The organism is Alteromonas alvinellae, assembly GCF_902705805.1.
The window spans coordinates 69,835-88,836 of record NZ_CACSIH010000149.1 but is presented as its reverse complement, the minus strand read 5'-3'; the positions used below and the strand labels follow the sequence as shown (position 1 = coordinate 88,836).

17 protein-coding genes and 1 pseudogene are annotated in these 19,002 nt (G+C 36.4%); 6 read left to right on the top strand and 12 right to left on the bottom strand.

The genetic code is table 11. The features are described from left to right. Nucleotides 1-373: 373 nt before the first annotated feature. The 3 genes and pseudogenes from ACX5KA_RS11130 to ACX5KA_RS11120 all read left to right on the top strand — a co-directional run. Complete coding sequence (locus ACX5KA_RS11130) at nucleotides 374-1,414, top strand: glycosyltransferase (protein ID WP_458731167.1); 1,041 nt, start codon at nucleotides 374-376, stop codon at nucleotides 1,412-1,414. A 120-nt stretch (nucleotides 1,415-1,534) separates the two neighbouring features. After that, on the top strand, nucleotides 1,535-1,750 hold the full coding sequence (gene tnpB, locus ACX5KA_RS11125; RefSeq protein ID WP_458731169.1) for an IS66 family insertion sequence element accessory protein TnpB: 216 nt from the start codon (nucleotides 1,535-1,537) through the stop codon (nucleotides 1,748-1,750). Nucleotides 1,751-2,125: 375 nt separating this feature from the next. Continuing rightward, a pseudogene (locus ACX5KA_RS11120) lies at nucleotides 2,126-2,253 on the top strand (transposase domain-containing protein); the annotation flags it as partial. Nucleotides 2,254-2,622: 369 nt separating this feature from the next. On the opposite strand, the gene ACX5KA_RS11115 reads toward ACX5KA_RS11120, so the two are convergent. Beyond that, a complete protein-coding gene (locus tag ACX5KA_RS11115) occupies nucleotides 2,623-3,258 on the bottom strand; it encodes a hypothetical protein (RefSeq protein ID WP_458731166.1) in 636 nt (211 codons plus the stop codon). A gap of 531 nt (nucleotides 3,259-3,789) precedes the next feature. Between ACX5KA_RS11115 and ACX5KA_RS11110 the strand changes: the two genes are divergently transcribed. Further along, on the top strand, nucleotides 3,790-4,908 hold the full coding sequence (locus ACX5KA_RS11110) for a sulfotransferase family protein (RefSeq protein WP_458731165.1): 1,119 nt from the start codon (nucleotides 3,790-3,792) through the stop codon (nucleotides 4,906-4,908). 339 nt (nucleotides 4,909-5,247) lie between these two features. Here the strand turns inward: ACX5KA_RS11110 and ACX5KA_RS11105 are convergent, their stop codons facing one another. From ACX5KA_RS11105 to ACX5KA_RS11055, 11 genes are all read right to left on the bottom strand, one after another. After that, nucleotides 5,248-6,126, bottom strand: a complete 879-nt coding sequence (locus ACX5KA_RS11105; RefSeq protein ID WP_458731164.1) for a sulfotransferase domain-containing protein — start codon at nucleotides 6,124-6,126, stop codon at nucleotides 5,248-5,250. Nucleotides 6,127-6,257: 131 nt separating this feature from the next. Then, nucleotides 6,258-7,244: a glycosyltransferase family protein gene (locus ACX5KA_RS11100; RefSeq protein ID WP_458731163.1), complete on the bottom strand. Its 987-nt coding sequence runs from the start codon at nucleotides 7,242-7,244 to the stop codon at nucleotides 6,258-6,260. A gap of 130 nt (nucleotides 7,245-7,374) precedes the next feature. Beyond that, nucleotides 7,375-8,820, bottom strand: coding sequence for an oligosaccharide flippase family protein (locus ACX5KA_RS11095; RefSeq protein ID WP_458731162.1), 1,446 nt, complete (start codon nucleotides 8,818-8,820; stop codon nucleotides 7,375-7,377). Between the two features lie 250 nt (nucleotides 8,821-9,070). After that, complete coding sequence (locus ACX5KA_RS11090) at nucleotides 9,071-9,910, bottom strand: glycosyltransferase (protein WP_458731161.1); 840 nt, start codon at nucleotides 9,908-9,910, stop codon at nucleotides 9,071-9,073. A gap of 16 nt (nucleotides 9,911-9,926) precedes the next feature. Further along, on the bottom strand, nucleotides 9,927-10,964 hold the full coding sequence (locus ACX5KA_RS11085; RefSeq protein ID WP_458731160.1) for a glycosyltransferase: 1,038 nt from the start codon (nucleotides 10,962-10,964) through the stop codon (nucleotides 9,927-9,929). A gap of 99 nt (nucleotides 10,965-11,063) precedes the next feature. Beyond that, on the bottom strand, nucleotides 11,064-11,792 hold the full coding sequence (locus ACX5KA_RS11080; protein WP_458731159.1) for a WecB/TagA/CpsF family glycosyltransferase: 729 nt from the start codon (nucleotides 11,790-11,792) through the stop codon (nucleotides 11,064-11,066). Continuing rightward, the gene (locus ACX5KA_RS11075; protein ID WP_458731158.1) at nucleotides 11,779-12,978 is read right to left on the bottom strand and encodes a glycosyltransferase family 2 protein; all 1,200 of its coding nucleotides are present in this window, start codon (nucleotides 12,976-12,978) and stop codon (nucleotides 11,779-11,781) included. The genes ACX5KA_RS11080 and ACX5KA_RS11075 overlap by 14 nt, the downstream gene beginning before the upstream one ends. A 2-nt stretch (nucleotides 12,979-12,980) precedes the next feature. Further along, the gene (locus ACX5KA_RS11070) at nucleotides 12,981-13,439 is read right to left on the bottom strand and encodes a glycosyltransferase family 4 protein (protein ID WP_458731168.1); all 459 of its coding nucleotides are present in this window, start codon (nucleotides 13,437-13,439) and stop codon (nucleotides 12,981-12,983) included. A 3-nt stretch (nucleotides 13,440-13,442) separates the two neighbouring features. Continuing rightward, nucleotides 13,443-14,180, bottom strand: coding sequence for a hypothetical protein (locus ACX5KA_RS11065; protein WP_458731157.1), 738 nt, complete (start codon nucleotides 14,178-14,180; stop codon nucleotides 13,443-13,445). Next, nucleotides 14,177-14,704, bottom strand: coding sequence for a serine O-acetyltransferase (locus ACX5KA_RS11060; RefSeq protein ID WP_458731156.1), 528 nt, complete (start codon nucleotides 14,702-14,704; stop codon nucleotides 14,177-14,179). The genes ACX5KA_RS11065 and ACX5KA_RS11060 overlap by 4 nt, the downstream gene beginning before the upstream one ends. Then, nucleotides 14,688-15,560: an O-antigen ligase family protein gene (locus tag ACX5KA_RS11055; protein WP_458731155.1), complete on the bottom strand. Its 873-nt coding sequence runs from the start codon at nucleotides 15,558-15,560 to the stop codon at nucleotides 14,688-14,690. Before ACX5KA_RS11055 ends, ACX5KA_RS11060 begins: the two co-directional genes overlap by 17 nt. A gap of 783 nt (nucleotides 15,561-16,343) precedes the next feature. On the opposite strand from ACX5KA_RS11055, the gene ACX5KA_RS11050 reads away from it, so the two are divergent. Continuing rightward, nucleotides 16,344-16,964, top strand: coding sequence for a transglutaminase-like cysteine peptidase (locus ACX5KA_RS11050; RefSeq protein ID WP_458731154.1), 621 nt, complete (start codon nucleotides 16,344-16,346; stop codon nucleotides 16,962-16,964). After that, a complete protein-coding gene (locus ACX5KA_RS11045; RefSeq protein WP_458731153.1) occupies nucleotides 16,964-18,901 on the top strand; it encodes a bifunctional diguanylate cyclase/phosphodiesterase in 1,938 nt (645 codons plus the stop codon). Before ACX5KA_RS11050 ends, ACX5KA_RS11045 begins: the two co-directional genes overlap by 1 nt. Nucleotides 18,902-19,002: the final 101 nt, after the last annotated feature.

Here is a 19,002-nt window from a genome sequence, read left to right as displayed (position 1 = left end):
GAACGATTTATGTTCATGATCTTGCCCTGATTTTATAGAGAGTTAAAGATAGGCAGAAAAACACAAATAGGGAAGAACTTGAAGCTTTTTAATTTTAAGTTTTACATAATTTAATCATTGAGTGATATCATGTGAAACTAGAAAAAGCACACTATTACTTCGCTATTATCAAATGACTTTAACATTGAGCGGTCTGTCAAGTATGCTGTCTATAGTAAATGTTGAGACAACATATTACTGTCTCTATTTATGACAAAATCAACATTACACACGACTAGTTTGAATTATTTATATAAATATTAAGTTCGAGCAAAAAATTATAATTAAGTGATTCGCAAGATAACAATATCTTTAAACAATGAGAAACTGCTTTATGAAATGGATAATTCTTAACCCATTCTCACATAATACGAATGTAAGGTGGATACCTGAACATATCAACGATGAAAATATTGAGTTTAAAGTCGTTCCTGCTGATTACTCTCACGATAGATCTCGAGAAAACTCATCGTCCAAACAGTGGTTAGATTTTTTAAGACATGCTCTGAGAGCATGGTTCTCAGTAGGGGGGAAAAGAAAAGAGCCTCAAGGCTTTATAACCTGTTTTCCACAATTGCCTTTGATTTTGGGATGCCTTAAGAGAATAACTTTCTCCAAGCGAGTTATATTGGCATGGACTTTCAATCTAGGAAGAACCTACGGTGGTGTGAAAGGAAAAGTAGCAAAATTTGGTTTTGCAGCTGTAGACAAATTCATAGTACATTCTCGTGAAGAGATCGAGATATATTCAAGTTGGCTGAACATCCCACAAAATCGTTTTGAGTTCGTCCCCTTAGCAGTTCTGACAACAAATATAGAGCAAGCGGTTTTAGAAGAAAAATGTTCAAATACTACTGAGCCTTACGTTGTGGCCCTAGGAACTGCAAATAGAGACTACCCCACACTGATAGAAGCAATGAAAAATACAGGTTATAGAACGGTTATTGTTTCCGGGCAGTCAGCAGTAGCTAATATAAAACTACCAGAAAATATAGAAGTGAAGTCGGGATTATCGCTGAAAGCGTGTCACCAATTAGCCTTAAACTCGACAGTCAACGTAGTTCCAATCAAAAATAGAAATGCGCCCTCAGGTCAAGTAACTTTTATAGAAGCAATGATGATGGGTAAAGCAACTGTTGTAACTAACTGTTCCGGTTCAAAAGACTATATAAAGAATGGTCACGACGGCCTTCTTGTACCGGTTGGCTCGGTACAAGAGCTTGAGCTCGCAATACGAACATTGTGGGAAAATACAAAAGTACGTTCGAGTATAGAGAGAAATGCTAAAGAAAAAGCGTTCAAAGACTTTAGACTACAAAGTGTGGCCCCTTTGATGAAGAAGATTCTCTTGGAGTTGATGCAAACTCGGCTTTAATAAATCACTATTCGAGACTTTTTTATCGAAGAGAGACCGACTGGCGAATTTCTTCTTCAACTTGGAAACACTCGACTAAGTGTACCAACCAATATTAACCCTCACTGGGTTGTTACTGTGATGGAGACATTAGCCGAATGTAGATGTTCGTTGAACCTGCTGACATTTATATATTTGGATATCGTTGACTTCCGCAAATCGATAAATATTTTAATTGTCTTAGTTGAGCGGGATATGAACCTTAATCCGTTTCGCTGTGCACTGTTCGTCTTCTGCAATAAAAAGCGCGATCAAGTCAAAATACTTAATTGGGATAAAACGGATTTCGCACTTTGATACAAGCGACTCGAGAAGCATCGGTTTAAGTAGCCTATCAATGTGGACTTACAGCAGATGCCTGTTAGTGAGCAGCAACTAAAATGCTTGCTATCAGGCTACGATGTCATAAGAGATCAGCTATCGCACTACAATGTATCAAGTTTATAACCTGGATCATAAGTAGCAATTATCGATCACGAAATAGTCTTAATAATGTAAGGTAATCAGCAAGTTAATACGAGATTATAGTAGTATTTACGAGAAAGAATACCAATTCGGCGTCGAAACTCAATTAATAGATAAAACGGTAGAGGTGCCCTAGCCCACCAGTCAAAAAGAGAGCCTGCTGTTATTAAACCAAATTCACACTTGGCTAATGAAATCAGTTCCACAAGTGTTACCGAAACAACAAAAGCCAACGACCTCAATGTGTTCGAATATGTGATGACCTGCCTTAATGAACTCAGCAATCAGAGTCGGAGATCGAACAACTGCTACCATGGCAATTTGCTAAGCGCTAGGTAAGATTATCCAACCAGCATAGACATATTTTTATACATCTGTGAACTGAGATTTTTTATAGCAAAATTTTTCACATCGGTGCTTCCTACATTAACTTCTCCAGAAAACTATAATCATTTCTTTCTCAGTTTAGGGTGAGCGATCCAATTTTCTTAGCGAAAATGTGACAGTTTGGCCTTAATGATAAACGCAACCACGAAGTATGAGATTAAACAATGCAGGATACAGTATAAGCAACAACGGACCTGTGCGCTGTACGTTCAACACAAATCAGTAAGGTTAGAGACAAATTAATAAAAAAGCACGAAGAGTTTCGTGCTTTAGATTTCTTCCACTTGCTTTACGCAAAGCTCGAACAGCTTATCACATTATCGCTTAGTACGAATTCTAACAACAACAAGGCCAGCCATCATGAAAAGAATAAGCGAGCCAGGTGCGGAAACTGCAACAGCGTTTGAGCTAAAGATAGAATTCACATTCAAGGTAGCCGGTACACCAGTTATTTGCTGAGCGATAACTGCATCACCGTTCGAGTCGAACGAGTAAACAGTAATACCGTCGATGCCGTAAACATTAGAAAAAGAATAATCTACATTCCAAAGGTCACCAAAAAGCTCTGATACGATAAAACCATCGGTTTTGTTAGCAGCATAAGTGAAAGACAAGTTCGCTTCTTTGGCGTCTTCCCAAAACGTGACGCTACCACTACCAGTCACTTCGTTATCACCACCACCTGCAACACCGCCAATACCGCTGTATATAGTGAAAATGCCAAATTCATTACCTACGTTGGCAACAAAGACAGCAATTTGATTGGCAACTTCTAAGCCAGTGTTAGCACTCCAAGTATTAGGTGTATCGAACTGGTAAAAATCCTCGAAGCTTGTGCTAATGTTTAACGCGTTTACTTCAGTACCATTTACACTAATCAAACCTGCATGGGCACCAGAAACCGATGCTAAAGTTAATGCAATACAAGCAAACCACTTGTTTAATTTCTTCATACTCTTAAATTCCTATTTACAACAATTTTATGCCATGCTTCGTAAGATGAGCTTCGCATGTCAGGGAAAGCAAATAATGAGCCAAAATTACATATCACTGATAAATAAAGTTTTTTATAAAAACTGCACAGCAACTTCTCATGGAGTGTTAAATTTAATGACACCAGTCGAATATGTACGTAAATTTGATTGCTATTATCTTAAAGTTCCGGGTCTGGACCTCGCAAAATTTAGCGTCTTAATACCGGAGCCATTTTAGAAAATCACTTATTCCACAGGGCTTCTTCCAAAGTGCTTGTGCTAAATTCTATTGCAATATAATACTACGCCTTCGTAAGCGATCATGCTATCGTGAACATCTCTATATAGCATCAGACAGATTTTCCGTATTACCGCCAATATACATTGATAAAACTAAATGAACAGGAAATCACTATCATAGCTAAAATATCCTACCGTAACTTTACAGCAAGCCAGAGTTTTTAATAGTCTGACAATGAATTATCTTGGAAGTCATGTAATGGAGGAAAGATGTTAGAAAGGGAAAAAGCAGCGCCATTATTCATAGTAGGGGTCCCGAGATCAGGTACGACGCTTTTAACATCATATTTAGTGTCTCACCCGAATATTGAATCTGGTGCTGAAACTCAATTTTTCAATAAAATTAGGCAAGATGAAGATGCCCTTGAATACGCGCTTCAAGAAAAGAATTGGCCTGATGCAGCATACGATTTGATGAAGGAAAAGCTTACATTATCAGGAGTAAGCGTATTAGACTTATATCGTAAAGATAGGGAAAGTATAATTCTTTACTTATCATCTCATAAACCTAGTTTAGGAGCTATGCTTGAATCGATTGTGACACGAAACTCTGATACAAGCTATCCTCGACGATGGCTAGAAAAAACCCCGAACCATATTAACCATCTAGATGAGATACGAACATATTTTCCGTCTGCTAAAATTTTATTAATAATTAGAGATCCTAGGGATAGCGCAGCCTCTATAGCTAAGCTGCCTTGGGCACCAAAATCAACGCTTGCAAACGCGCTTCTCGTAGAAAATTGGCTGTCTAACACCTATAAAGGATTTGAGGAAAATAGCAATTGTCTTACCGTTTCATATGAGCGGTTGATAACCAATACGGAAGATGAGTTGAAAAAAGTATTTTCTTTTATAGGTGAAGAATATTCATCTTCTATCCTAGAGAAGAAAAGTGCTGCTGAAGTAACTACTGTGGCAGAACCATGGAAACAAGATGTCCATAAAGCTATTGATAAGAATCACCTAGCGTTATGGAAGAAGAGAGTACCTCAGCCCGTTTTAATCCAAATAGAGGGGATTATGTCGGCTTGTTTAGACTTTTTCTCTTATTGTGCTCCATCCACTGACCACAACCAAAGAGTTGAACTTGTGCGTGTTGATGGCCAGCCATTTTTGGGACTAGATAGTTTCGCTGAAGTAATCAATAAAAATAATATATGTCTATCAACTAAAAGACAGGCCGCGTCATTGTTTTACTTAGAAAAAGGAAAATTACTAGCAGTAATTTTTAAAGCCTTGAAAGTGCGATTATCACAAAAAAAGAAAGTAATTTTTGTGGGCAAGAGAATATCAATTTTAAACTTATTAGGTAGCTACTTAGAGTAATAGGGCTTGTTTATTCTCTCTCTAAATGATTATAAAGTAAGAGCTGCTGTTCCTTCACTCTAATATGAATTGAAGGACAGCAGATAAGAATAAACGAAAACAGTGAAATCTTTCATAATAAAAGTGCTTTTAGATACAATAGTACAAAATTCATACTGAAGACTTAAAAACCTAAAACTAAAGACTCCATAACCAATACTCTACGCTGAAAGGCGAATGACACAAGCCAAAAAATCATCTTTCTAATTGTTTCAAGAAACGATTTAGGCAATATATTTACCAATTATGAGATAAACATCATCTACTGAAATATCCAACTGTATCAAAAGAGTATCATGTCTAAAAATACCCAATTTTTTCCAAAGATTCACCGTACTTCTCATTGAAAATACGTAAAGTTTCATCATCTAGCATATTTTTCCATTTAGAGGGGTTGGTACTCTGAATATGTTTATTAGCTTGTATTTCTGACTCGCTCATCCTATTCAAATCATGAGACATGGCAATCTCTAGAGCCCTTTTACGAAGTTTTGAGCCAAAACCTAAATGCTCAAATATTTGTGTAAAAACTGAATCATAACTTTTCAAAATATCTTCCATCTTAACTTCCAAGATATGATGTAGTCTGTAGTTCCAGCTAGCCATATCCTCTATGGTCCATGAAGCATATCGTTCCAATTCGAACGCAAGACCTTCTTTTATATCTAAACGTAGTAAATTATCTTTATACGAAAGACCATTTAATCCTTCTAAGTATTTTTTTTTCCATTGTAACGATTTGTGTTCGCAACTATACGGAACAAAGGGAAATTTAATATCATCAGTTAACCCAATTGTTACTGGGTTTGTGTTGCACCATAGTTCTTTTGTACGTCGATGATATTGATAGCCTGAAACTAAAACATCCCTCGGGTCACGAACAATGTGGATACCTTTAAAATCCGAAGATAGAATCTTATCACTTACTAAACTATGCTCGAAAACAACAACGTCAAATCCTGACGGAGTTTCATCACAATAACCATAAACCCTACAAAATTTCAATCCTAGAAGGTCACTCACTTCTTTCAAAACGTTTGTAGCTAAAACTGTACCTGTTTTGTGGTGCGTAAATATATAAATAGGAAGCTTTTCTCTTTGATATTGCAGTTGTCTTGTTCTTCTTTTTATAGCATGCAAAATAGGGGATTTTGGGGTAGAGGGTAAAACAAGAGCCATATTAATTCTCACTGTTCATTTAATTTAAATATATTAATACTTTCATTTTCAATTAAAAATAAATAATAGCCATTTTATTGATTTTATTTACTCATACTAGCTCTTAGTAAATACCGTTTGTTAAAAACGAACTAATTTACGATTTTAAAAAGCGATTCCCAACATTTAATGGACTCAATTTTTCCATAAGAATTAACAGCATCATAGATAACTTCAGATCTTGTAACTTTATTTGAGTCAAGGTCTAAAATTAAATTGGTAAAATCTTCCTTTATTATTAAAAAATTATGCTGACTTGCTTTGTGCATTGAGAAAGTAGAATTTAAGGCAATTATCTTGCAACCAAAACTAATAGCATGATAAAAAGTTCCGCTTGAAATAATAGTCTGATCTTGATGAGGCATTAGTATGTAAGAATACTCCATCAATAGAGTATCTAAATCTTCTTTAGATAAGAACGTATTTTTTAACGTTACTTTTAACCCTCTATCATCCACAATTTTTAACAGCTTTTCAAAGTATGATTTATCACTACACTTTCCGATAATAAGAAGCGGTAACTCTTGCGGCCAAGTGTCAAGGGCTACATGTAAATTTTTGTAAGGCTTAATTGCGCCGAAAAACAGCACTTTATCTGGTTTCTCACTTTCCGATGTAGAAATTTTTTTAATAATTTCTGATGCTTCCTCGTCTGTCACATAAAGTGGGTGTAAAACAAGATCACCTTCAAAAGTGCTCTCTAGTACGAGTACATGAAAATCTAGTAGAGTAAAAAACCAAGTAAGTATTCGACTAAATGTTTGTCCAAGATTTCTATCGTGTGGCCGGTAGTTATGCCTTATCCAAAAAACTTTCTTTGTTCTTCTTTTTAATAGCACTGCCTTTTTAATAGTACGCACGAAAGTTTTAAAGGATTTACAAAAGCTATTTTCATAACATGGGGAGTCTTCTAACCAGTTAATTACCGCTAGCTCTCCCCTTCTGGCATTAGACTTTATTGCGGTAATTTCTTCCATATCTTGAACGACAAAACCCATATCGGAAAATATATTTTTCAAAATTGAAATAAATTCATTTTGATTTTCATATGGCGAAATATATATCACTTTCTCTTGCACTCTAAAATACCTTACAGTTAAGAGGATGTTGAAAATAAAACAAGCGACAAAATGAAATTAAAAGTAAAACAATAAATCAATATACAGCCATAAACCATGATAAAAAACTCAATTAAAGATGCCCCTATATTCACTGCTTGTTTATAACCACTTTAAATTCATTTAATACGTCGATAGTATTACCCCTGAATACTAGAAAGCTAATAGCTGCGTAGAAAACAAAGCCTATTCCTATTTTTGCAACTAATTCAAAATAAACATTCAAAGCAAAAAGCTCTGCTAAATCAATACTGTTCACACAAATAGCCATCATGAGACTTGCTACAAAACTAGGCGCACACGACAACATAACCTTAGAATAACGCATTTGGATATGCTTGCTAATTAGTCTAATTTTAATAGGTATAGTAATGATAGATGCCAAGACCGCTGCATAAACCAAACCTTCCATAGAGTAAATTGCCCCTAAAGCAGTAGCCACAACAGCTATACATGAGCCATAGATATTTAGTTTCAATACAGTTCGTGTTAGACCTTTTGCAACAAGGACTGTAGGTAAAAACCAAATCGGAAGGCTAACAACAACGGTATAACAAAGAATCGACAAAAGATGAGCGCTTTCTAGCCATTTATCACCGAATAGAATTTGGATAACTTGTGAACTTAACGACGATAGGCCCATGAACATTGGAAAGATAATAAATGATGCAACTTTTACCACACGTATATAACTACTTTCGAGACTGGCATCGTGTTTAACCCTCGAAAAAGATTGCAAAAGTATACCGTTTAGAGGAGTTACCGTTACTTCAGTAGCTAACCTTATTGCTCTTTGAGCAACTGAAACGAAGGCAAAAGCTGTAGAACCGAGCATAAAAAGGCTTACGAAGTTCACAACACGTGATGATATGAAAGTTAGAAAAATTTGACAGAAAACAGGTATGCCGAATGCGAGAATTCTTTTGCTATGAAACTTTTTATATTTATGGTTAGGAATGAAAGGGCTAATAAATTGAAAAGTACAGCTTGCGACAATACATTGAAAAAGACGACCAATTACAACAGATAAAACGCCAAAATCTAGGAACACCAATACTACCGTTAATATACTACTAGATATCGTGATTGTTGAGTTAACTAACGTCACTGTTCTATTATCAAAATTTCTTAACAATTTAGCGACGCTGACAATAGAGGCTGATGAAACTAAAGGTACTAAAGACAGCAAGCTGAGTAACGAAAAGCTACCTTCGAGAAAAAAATGCTCTGCGAGAGGAGCTGCCACTAGAACCATAAGAACAGAGAAAAGTAACGAAACAGACGCTACGACTTTGAAACATGAAGACGCAAATCTATCACTCCAATAAGGACGTTGAATTAGCAATTGGTTGATACCAAAATTACTCAGAGAAACCAGCATTTCAGTTACTAAAAAACAAAGTGCAACCAATCCAAATTCTTGTACAGATAAATGCCTAGATAGAATAACAAACACTATCAGAGAACAAACCTGACCCACCAAGCCTAAACCCACTCCCCAAGCAGAACTAAGCATTGTTTTTTTTGCGTAACTCATAATACTCTCAAAATAATGCTTAACATATAACCTTCAACTACTTGTGAGAACAATTTCAAATCCTTCCTAATAATCATGTACATCCTAACTGTTTATATTTTTTGAAAAATTTAAAATAAAAGCCACAATTAACAACTCACAAAACTATTTTTGATGATCACAAAATTCACTTAACGGTAAATTAACAGAAATATAGATTTTCTTAAAAAGAATAGATGTATATTAAAAAGCATATCTGGTTATAGTAAATTCAATTTACGAATCTTTTTTTAATGGCACTTAGACCTTTCCGACAATGACCAGTAATCAAAAGGTAGTAAATATCTGAAAAGCCTAATTTCATTTGAGGGTAGTTATATTTAGTAATAATAAGACTTACCCTTTCTTGCAAAGTGATCTCGCCAAGTTTATAAAAAAGCTTCGAGAAGGCATCCTCTAATACACTTTTGCGTTTGAGAGTTATACGGCCTGCATCGTGTCCAACATCTTGGATGTAGGAGCCTTGATGAATATTAAAGTATTTTCCTTCGAATTTTTTCGCGAGTCTCAACCAAGTATCCCAATCCTGAAGTGCCGGCATATCTGGATCAAAGCTTTCTACTTTTAGTTTCTCGGCCGCTACAAATATTTGGTTACCTATTAGATTTTCTTTGCGTAAATCCGAGTAAGTAACTGAATCATGTCTTACTAAAGTCTCTCTTCTATTTTCAAATTCGAGCACAGTATCATCAAATAAACCTAACACTGGTTCTGATTGTTCCTCTAAGGCACTCATATAATCTAAAAAGCTTTTTACTCTCCAAGGCTCCATATAATCATCATCATCAATTCCTGTAATATATAGACCTTTACTACGTTCAATTGCTAGGTTTCTTGCTGCACAAGCACCTAAAGATTTTTTATTGAGGATCGCTATTAATTTTTTATCATCCTCTAATTCTTTTAAATACTCATGCGTACCGTCATTAGAACCATCATCTACGACTATTATTTCAATATTAGAATAAGTTTGTTTAAACAGTGAATCGAGACAGCGTCTCAAAAAAGTGAGTCTATTTTTTGTTGTTACGTATACAGTTACCAGGTGCATAGAACTCTCTTTTCATTTATTGTTCGTTAAAGATACGCATTCTTTTCTTAAAAAAAGAACTCGGAAGTCGTGCTATTAATGGACTAAATACAAGAACCATAATCTTAAATAAGTTTTTATTATAAGGCGAACGCATGTATATTAAGAAGCTTTTCTCACCGCTAATTCTTGCACGCAACGCCGTTTCCCAAAAAATCTTAGATATAAAGTCAGAAGTAAAAAATTTATCATTCAGATTTGAAAATACATGCTCATAGTACTCTGCAAAATCTACAGATTTTCTATATTCTCGAGAAATTAATCTCGATATCAAACTAACGTTAGGATTTACATTCAGAAACGCAGAAAGCTCTGACTTTAATTGCTCGCTTGTCTTAAACTGTTCAAGTGAGTTGATTTGAGAAATACTCTCTGCATGAACCCTATATTTTAAGAGTGGTATAGACAGATTTGCTAGCTTCGTCTTTTTAGCAAGAGATACCCATAACGCGTAATCTTCGCAATGCAAATATTTACCATCATAAACATCTGGGAAATAGTCTGTGAGTAGACTTTTTCTCATCAGTACCGAGGGGTGAATAATTTGGTTTGTAAAAACCATACCCATAACGATATCATCATGTGCCTCAGGTACTTTATAGATACCTAAATTCTGACCGTTTTCATCAATTAACTGTGAATAACTGCCAATAACACCTACGTCGGGATTATTGTCTAAATAGCAACTTTGTTGCTCAAAGCGTTCAGGTAAACAAATGTCGTCAGAGTCGACACGAGCTATAAAATCACCACGAGCCAGTTCTAAACCTTTATTTAGGGTCGCGATTAAACCCAAATTTTCTTGATTTTTTATTAGACGGATTCTTTTGTCTTCGAAACTTTTTATAATCTCTAAACTACTATCTTTTGAACCATCGTCAATTACTATTAGCTCAAAATCATTAAATGTCTGATTTAAAATGCTTTTCAAAGATTCTCTTAGGTATTTCTCCCCGTTGTAAACGGGAAGAAGAACTGAGATTTTTGGGCTACCCTGCTCTAATATATTATTCATTAAAAATCCCAATATATAGTCGTATTATCCAATAATTTATAAATTTAAAATAGAACGCACTTTTAATTACTATCTCAGAAAGAAAGAGAGCAGAATTATTCAAATAAACCGGTATATTTTAGGTAGAGCTAAAAAATTTAGAAAATACCTCTTTACCAAGCGCTTTTGAGTTACCATTCGATAGAACCATTCTAACCTTAAATTTTGAAAGATTTTAGGTGCTCTTTTTTCTTCACCGACTAAGAATAAAATTGAAGCTCCAATACATAATGAAACACCAGAATTAAGTTCTCTTGATAAGTGCCAACTTAATATTTCCTGTCGTGGAGAGCCAACCGCAAGGAAGACAAAGTCTGGTTTTAACTCTTTAGTATCGTGAACTATTTTTTCGACTTCTAACGGTCTATTAATAAATCCCATACTAGGGTTAATATGAGCGAGGTTAATTTGTGGGTATTTGCTTTTGAGTTTATCAAAGACATCATTTTCGCTTCCAATAACAAGAACATTTTTGCCATTTAAAACATCTCCGTCAAACAACTCTTGCGTCAAAGTGCTTCCAGGAACAACGTTGTTTATCTTTTTACCCTTTTTATCCATAAGAACTTGTAATATCTTACTATCACATAGCATCAATGAAGAATTTCCATAGATTTCCCACAGTAAATCTTTTTTATCAAGATTTACTAGCCTGCTTAAATGATCAACATTAGGAGTAATAACATTGTGAAATTGAGTTTTTTCTGCAGACATTTTATCGATAGTTTCGATTGCTTCTGAACATGTAATGTCATTAAATTCGAAAAAACCTGTTTTAACTTTTGTCATTTTTTTCTCCATGGCTCAACTCGTTCTTGACATCTCTTTTAGTCTTAACCCATTCCGTTTCTGGTTTTTTAAAAAAAGAGTTATAAACGGTTAGTTTTGAAGATAGAAAATCAACGACGTCATTAAACTTAATCGATGATGTAATACTTTTTCCATATGTGAACCAAGTAAAAATTAATAAAACTGTGGTGATTAGAAAACAAGCGGGAATAAAAATTAGAAAGCTATTTTCGATATAAATATTTAATAATAGGGCGAACATTGATAATGTTGACAGTATGAGTATCCAAAGGATAGTCGGTGGTATTGCAGCATCCACGAGAAGTGCAAATGTTTTTAAGTCAAAGTTTTTAATTGCCTTGTATGCATACTTTGGAAACATCTTTATCATCCCCAAGTGTCCGTGCTCCCATCTTTTCCTTTGAGACGCTGCGCCTTCTTTATTTTCAGGGAAATAGCTGAAGACCTTAGCTTCATCAAAATATATTGCTGGTTGCCCTTTTAATGCTAAGTTAAGCCCTAACTCCAAATCTTCCACGATACTAGAGGATGCTAAAGAAATATCTCTTAGCATGCTTGTAGGAAAAGCAAATCCTGAACCCTGAATGTGGCACCCTAACCCAAGTGTCTTCATTCCCCTCGCGCGCAGATCATTTTTAACAGCCCAAGTAAACTCACTTATCTTCAAATCAATTCTTTCATCATTTGGTGACAACATTAAATATTGGCTTTGAACGACAGAATTAGCTGTTTGACTTTTACTTACTAACTTTGAGTACGAATCAGGTTTAAACAGACAGTCTGCGTCAAAAACAACTACCGTCTCAAAATCATAATTACTAGTTATTAACTTTGAACCAAAATCTAAGGCAAATCCTTTACCTCTATTTTGGTCGTCAAACCTTTCAAATACATTAACACCCGTATTTCTAGCCTTTTTGGCCGTATCGTCAGTACAGTTATCAGCAACGACAAAAATTTCATCGTTTTTACCTATTATACCAATTAGATGTTTGAGTGTTGCCTCGATAACTTCTGTTTCGTTGTGAGCAGGAATTAAAATTGCACACGGCTTGTGGTTTATAATATCGATTTTTTCTTTTCTTTTTGCACTTAAGCCTAAAACTAAAACGGTAATAAAGAGTAACGAAGGAATACAAAACAATAGACTAATTAACAATATCATAATTACTGCTCAAATAGTTTAGCTAACTTATCAGCTTCTAATTCAACGTTATGCGCCTTTCTGACTTCTACGTGAGCATTTTGGATAATGCTTTTTAATTCTTCACAACTTAAAGAAACACTTAGGTTCAAGTTTTGTGTTAAGTCTTCAATGGACCCTGGTACCGTCAATAAGCCTGTTTTACGGTGTTTAACTAACTCTGGAATGCCTGCTATATATGTACTGATTACTGGCCTTCCTTTTGCCATTGCCTCCATAATGGCGACTGGTAACCCTTCTGCGAAACTCGGTAAAACCATAACTGAACACTGCTTCAAAAGATTCTCAACTTCTGCAGGGCTTATCCAACCTGTTATAGTTACACGCTCTTCTAATTCTAACTTCTTAATAAGGGTTTCAATTTCATTTCGAAGTTCCCCATCCCCCGCTAAGATTAAACGAGAATTATGCCCTTCTTTCAGGTGCTATTTAAATGATTTAAGTAGTAAGAGCTGGCCTTTCTGTTCACAAAGTCGACCCGTACACAAAAAAACGTTTTCATCAGCAGCAGTATTTCGCTCAATACTCTGAAAATAGGAAGGTTCCAAGCCACAGCGTATGACTTTAACTTTGTCCCAGTCTTTTTTATCAATCCACCTAAATAGTTGCGACCTACCAAAATTACTGACAGTTGCTATAAACTTACTTCTCTTTACCTTTTCTCTCAAATTCAGATCTTCTGGATAGTCATACTCTTCTGGCCCATGGATAGTGAGACTGTAAGAAATCTTCGACATTAACGAAGCATACATTGCTACTTCAGCAGAGTTAGTGCCAAAATGAGCGTGGATGTGCTTACATCCACCTTTTTCACAAACTTTTGCTACAAAACTTGCTTCGATAGCACAAACGATGTGTTTATAAAAACTTTTACTCGATTTTTTATTCATTGATAATATAAGTAATATCAATTTCAATGCATCTTTCGGGCTAGTTAATAGCCATACAAAAAAAGTTTTCAGCAAACGAATTTTGGACTCATTTAGTATAAATGTAGTTAATCTATACTCTTCCTTGTCTTCTTGACCGAGGCCTTCGAAATTTTCACTTCGCAGTGATAACCTCGTGACTTCTATCCCACATTTTTCAACAGCTTTAATCTCTCTGCGGATGAATGTGTGGCTGACCTTTGGGTATTGATTAACTAAATATGCTACTTTCATTTTTGTTCCCTGCTCTTAATCTCCATCGGGATTCCGTATGCAATGGTATTACACGGAACATTTTTATTAATGAGTGACATGGCGCCGATTCTACAGTTATCGCCTATATTAATTTCTCCAATTATCATCGCTCCTGCACCAATATCCACGTTATTTCCGATCACAGGGGCTGCTCCATCAGCCACTTTACTGCCGATAGTAACATTTTGTCTCAATGTACAGCCCTCGCCGATAATTGTTCCTGAATTAACAAAGATTTGTCCGAAATGCCATATTCTCAGCCCGCCCCCTATCTGTGCCTCAGGCGGGAGGCTGATACCGAAAATTAATTCGACGAAACGGAAAATAAAATAATATGGTGTCATGACGAGGCGCCTAATTTTCCGGTTTTTTATGGACATTAAAAATCTGCCAAACCTATACCATGCAATAGGATATATCGATTGCTCTCTTAAGAAAGCTCTAAACCCACCAGCCTGAGCCAGATCACTTTTGAAGTTTCTAAAACTAGACTCGTTTTGCATGTTTTTCCTTTTCTAATAACTGCAAAAATGCGCAGCCGCAACCAATTAAAAGCCAAAAATACCAACAGTAAGAAAGATAAAACAACATGTTATCGGAATAGCAAACCAGCATGAATGAAGTCACTATTGCCACATAAACACTATTGCCCCTAGGATCTAAAGAAAACTGTTTTAAATACTTTAACCAAATACCGATAAGCAAAATTAAGAAAGATAACAGCCCTAAAAAGCCCATATCAAAGGCTATCTGAACATAGGCATTGTGAGCATCGAACTGCTGTTCACCCTCCAGAGGAAAAAAATCTAAAAAGTAGTAAGAAAAAGTGTTATAGCCATGCCCAAAAAATAATTTGTTTTGAATGAACTCCCAGGACGATACCCAAACTACCTGTCGCCAGGCGTAAGAGTTTAACGCTTCTCCGCCGTCTTCTGTAATTTGCGAATCCGACGCTAAATCAGCTAAGCGATCTTGAACGAAAGGCAAGAATAAGGCCAATACTGCTAATACACACATAACCAATAAATATTTGCGTTCATACAAAAGTCCATAAACGAAAAATACGGTAAAGAATGCAATCCATGCACTCCTGGTTTGAGTTGCAATGAGACACACCGCACTTAATGGTATTAGTAGGTAACAAAGGCGGATGAAACGTTTAGAAAAAAACACTTTTTCTGATTTGATGCAGTAAAAGCACACAGCGCTGACTAAAACTAAGTAAAACGCGTAGATGTTAGGGTGCATGAAGCTACCATGAAGCCTGAAACCATCTCTTGTTGTGCTCAATTCTGGAGATACAAATTGAATCGCTGAAACACTGAAGGGAATGAAGCTTGAATAAATTATTAGCTTCATTATTGACTCTACGTCTTCTCTCGATCGTACAAAGCTATAAGCAAATGAAAAAATTGAAAAGTAAGTCAATACTGAAACAAACGCTCGAAAGGAAGCAATAGGAGTTGGTGAAAAAACAATTGAAAATAAACCTACTACAATGAAGCCCGACCACAGTTTAAATACGCTCGAAGATATGGTTCCTCGCGACTGAATTAAACCACCAAAGAATAAAACAACGATCGACAAGTTCAGTAATGCCCCGACACTTATACCTCCGAATTCTGTTAGACGGAGTATCGGGTCCAAAGATGCTCTTGTAAGTAGCAACAAGTATATTAGCGGAGAGAACAAATAAAGTGGACTTTTACGGATAATCATAATTTAACACTGGTTTATATCATTCCATTATAACCTGAAAGGCAGATTCCGTTGTGAGGCGGGCAAAATAACGCTTTGTTACTGTTAATGCAAAAATAATTGCAACAATTAGGCCGTTCTGAGTGTTCTTATGTCAATTTTGTTATTTGTCACTTTTAATCTAAGCCGTTTTTCGCAAGTTTTGCTTTCTCAATGAAATATATTAGTAATTACTAGGTAGTAGCGATAATCTAGAATAAAAATATGACTTCAATATTACTAACTTTGGTAAATAGTTAGTAAGGCTACATTTCCACTGCACATTGTTGACCCAAATTGCACAATAAAGAACACATTTCTAAGTTAGGTATAGTTTGTTCCACGATAAGGCTGTTAATCGCTTCGCGATATACTTTTTGTTCGTTTTTCGTGGTTTCGTTTTTCATGACTGCCCTTATCGCCCAACAAAAAACCGTTTTCACACCGCAAGTTTATGCCCGTATTGGTTCAGTTTATGGCACTGAGGCTAGCGAAAACGTTGCTAAATGGCGACAATTGGTTGCTGAGTTACAAAGCGAAGACCTAGACGAAAAGCTTTACCAGATAAACCGCTTTTTCAATCGATTTGATTTTGTCGACGACCTTGTTCACTGGCAACAAAAAGATTATTGGGCAACGCCAATAGAGTTCATTTCCACGGGTGCTGGAGACTGTGAAGACTACACTATTGCCAAATACTTCTCTTTAATTGAACTTGGCATTCCTGAACAACAGTTGCGATTAATGTATGTAACCGCCTTAGAATTACGCCAACCCCACATGGTTTTGGCGTATTATGAAACCCCAACCTCTATTCCACTTGTTTTGGATAATATAAATAGGCGTATATTGCCTGCTAATAAAAGAAGAGATTTGTCACCCATTTATAGCTTTAATGGTAACGGCTTGTGGGCCGCAAAAGCTATGGGAACGGGCCGTAAGCTGAGGGGAAGCGGCCCGATGAAGATGTGGGACGATATGGTAGAGCGGCTAGACCGCGTTATGTACGGAGATAAAGAAGAATAATGAGACTATCTACCCAATTAAGTACAAGCTTGCTTGTTTTTTTGATACTGGTTTTTGCTGGTTCTTTCATAATAAACGTTAAGCTAACCAGAGAATATGTAAACGAGCAGCTTGCTACCCACGCGCAAGATACCGCAACTTCATTAGGACTTTCTATTACGCCCTATTTGGGTGACGCTAACGGCCTGATTGTAGCCGAGACCATGGTAAATGCTATTTTCGACAGGGGGTTCTATCAGTACATTACCATTACTGACATGGAGGGGAACCTACTGATTGAAAGACGTAACCCAGATACTGTCGATACGGTTCCTACCTGGTTTACTGATATTGTAGAAGTTGCTCCCCCTGTTGAAAAAACAGAACTAAATGATGGTTGGACGATGGCGGGCGAACTCGCGGTTCAAAGTCACCCAGGCCTTGCCAATGAAACATTATGGGAAAGCGTTAAACAAAGCGCATTTATGTTTTTCGCTGCCTTCGTGTTTGCCTATATTGCCCTGCTTTTTATTATTACTGCAATTACAAAACCCCTTCGCATTGTAGTGAACAAAATTGACGATATACAAAACCAAAAGTTTTCTCACATTAACTACAAGCCTTTTACGAAAGAACTTTCTTTTATAACTCAGGCGGTAAACAGGCTCTCTTCGTCTGTCGAGGTAATGTTTAAAGAGTTAACCCAAAAGGCCGAGCAGTTCAGAATTCAAGCTTTTGAAGATAGCCTTACTGGCGTACAAAATAGGAACGCTTTCACCCGCCATATGAATGCGTTACTAAGTAAAACCGCTACGTCGGATGAAGGCTATGTAATTTTAATACGTCTTGCACAACTAAACGCTATTAACATTACGTTAGGTGCACAAGATGGCGATAACTATGTTACTGGTGTGGCTGAAGAGCTTAAAAACTTCTCATCTAGCATTCAAGAAACATCTTTTTTGTTTAGGGTATCGGGCGCTGATTTTGTTTTGGTGACAGAGGCTATGACAAAAAAAGAGTGCGAAGCGCACCTGCAGGTACTTAATACCACTTTGTCTCACTACAACCCGCTTAAAGATGGCAGTAAAGCGGTATGGATAGGTGCAGCGCAATTCAATGACCAGCAATCTTTTTCTGAAATTATGGAAAATGCTGATAGCGCGCTTATGGCTGCCACAAAGCAACCCAACGGCTGGCAATTTGCTTCTGAGCTTTCTCATATTCACAGCAATACGGCGTGGAAAGAGCGTTTAAACCAGATATTACACCAGCAGTATGCCGATATACTTATTCAGCCTGTAATGAACGTTGACCAAAATACGCCCGCTTACTATGAGGCGTTTGCGCGATTTAAAGATAAAGACACTGGCAACCCTATACCAATGTCTCAATTAATTCCGGCGTCAGAGCGCTTAAACTTAATTCCTGAGGTAGATAAGTTGGTGGTAAGCCTAGTGCTTAATAAGCTAGCAAAAGATAAACGTAACGTAGCTATTAACATTGCGAACGCGTCGCTAGCCAATGCTTCGTTTAGACAGTGGTTATTAGGTTTACTGAACCAAAATGAAGCGTTATGCACTTGTTTGATCTTTGAATTAGACGATTCTGCATTAATACACCACAAGAACGATGCAGTATCGTTTTGCAAGTCGCTGGTTAATTTAGGCTGCAAGATTACCATTGAACATTTTGGAGACAATCTTGCATCGTTAGTCGGGTTGAGGGCTATTCAGCCTCATTTTGTAAAAATTTCCGGCAAACTTACGAAAGATATTCACTCAGACAAAGACAGTCAGCTGTTTGTAAGTAGTTTATTGAGTATCGCTCGCGGATTAAGTATTAATATTATTGCAGAACTTGTTGAGAATGAAGCGGAATATGTCGCTTTATCAAAGTTAGATGTTTCATATCAGCAAGGGTTTTATTTCGCGAAACCTTCGCTGTGGCAGTATTAATACACGCGTAAAATGAGCATAAATGAATAGAAGTACAACAAAAGCGAGATCTTGTACGTTCACTTGTTGTACAATATGGCCATATGGCGTTAGCCAGAAGC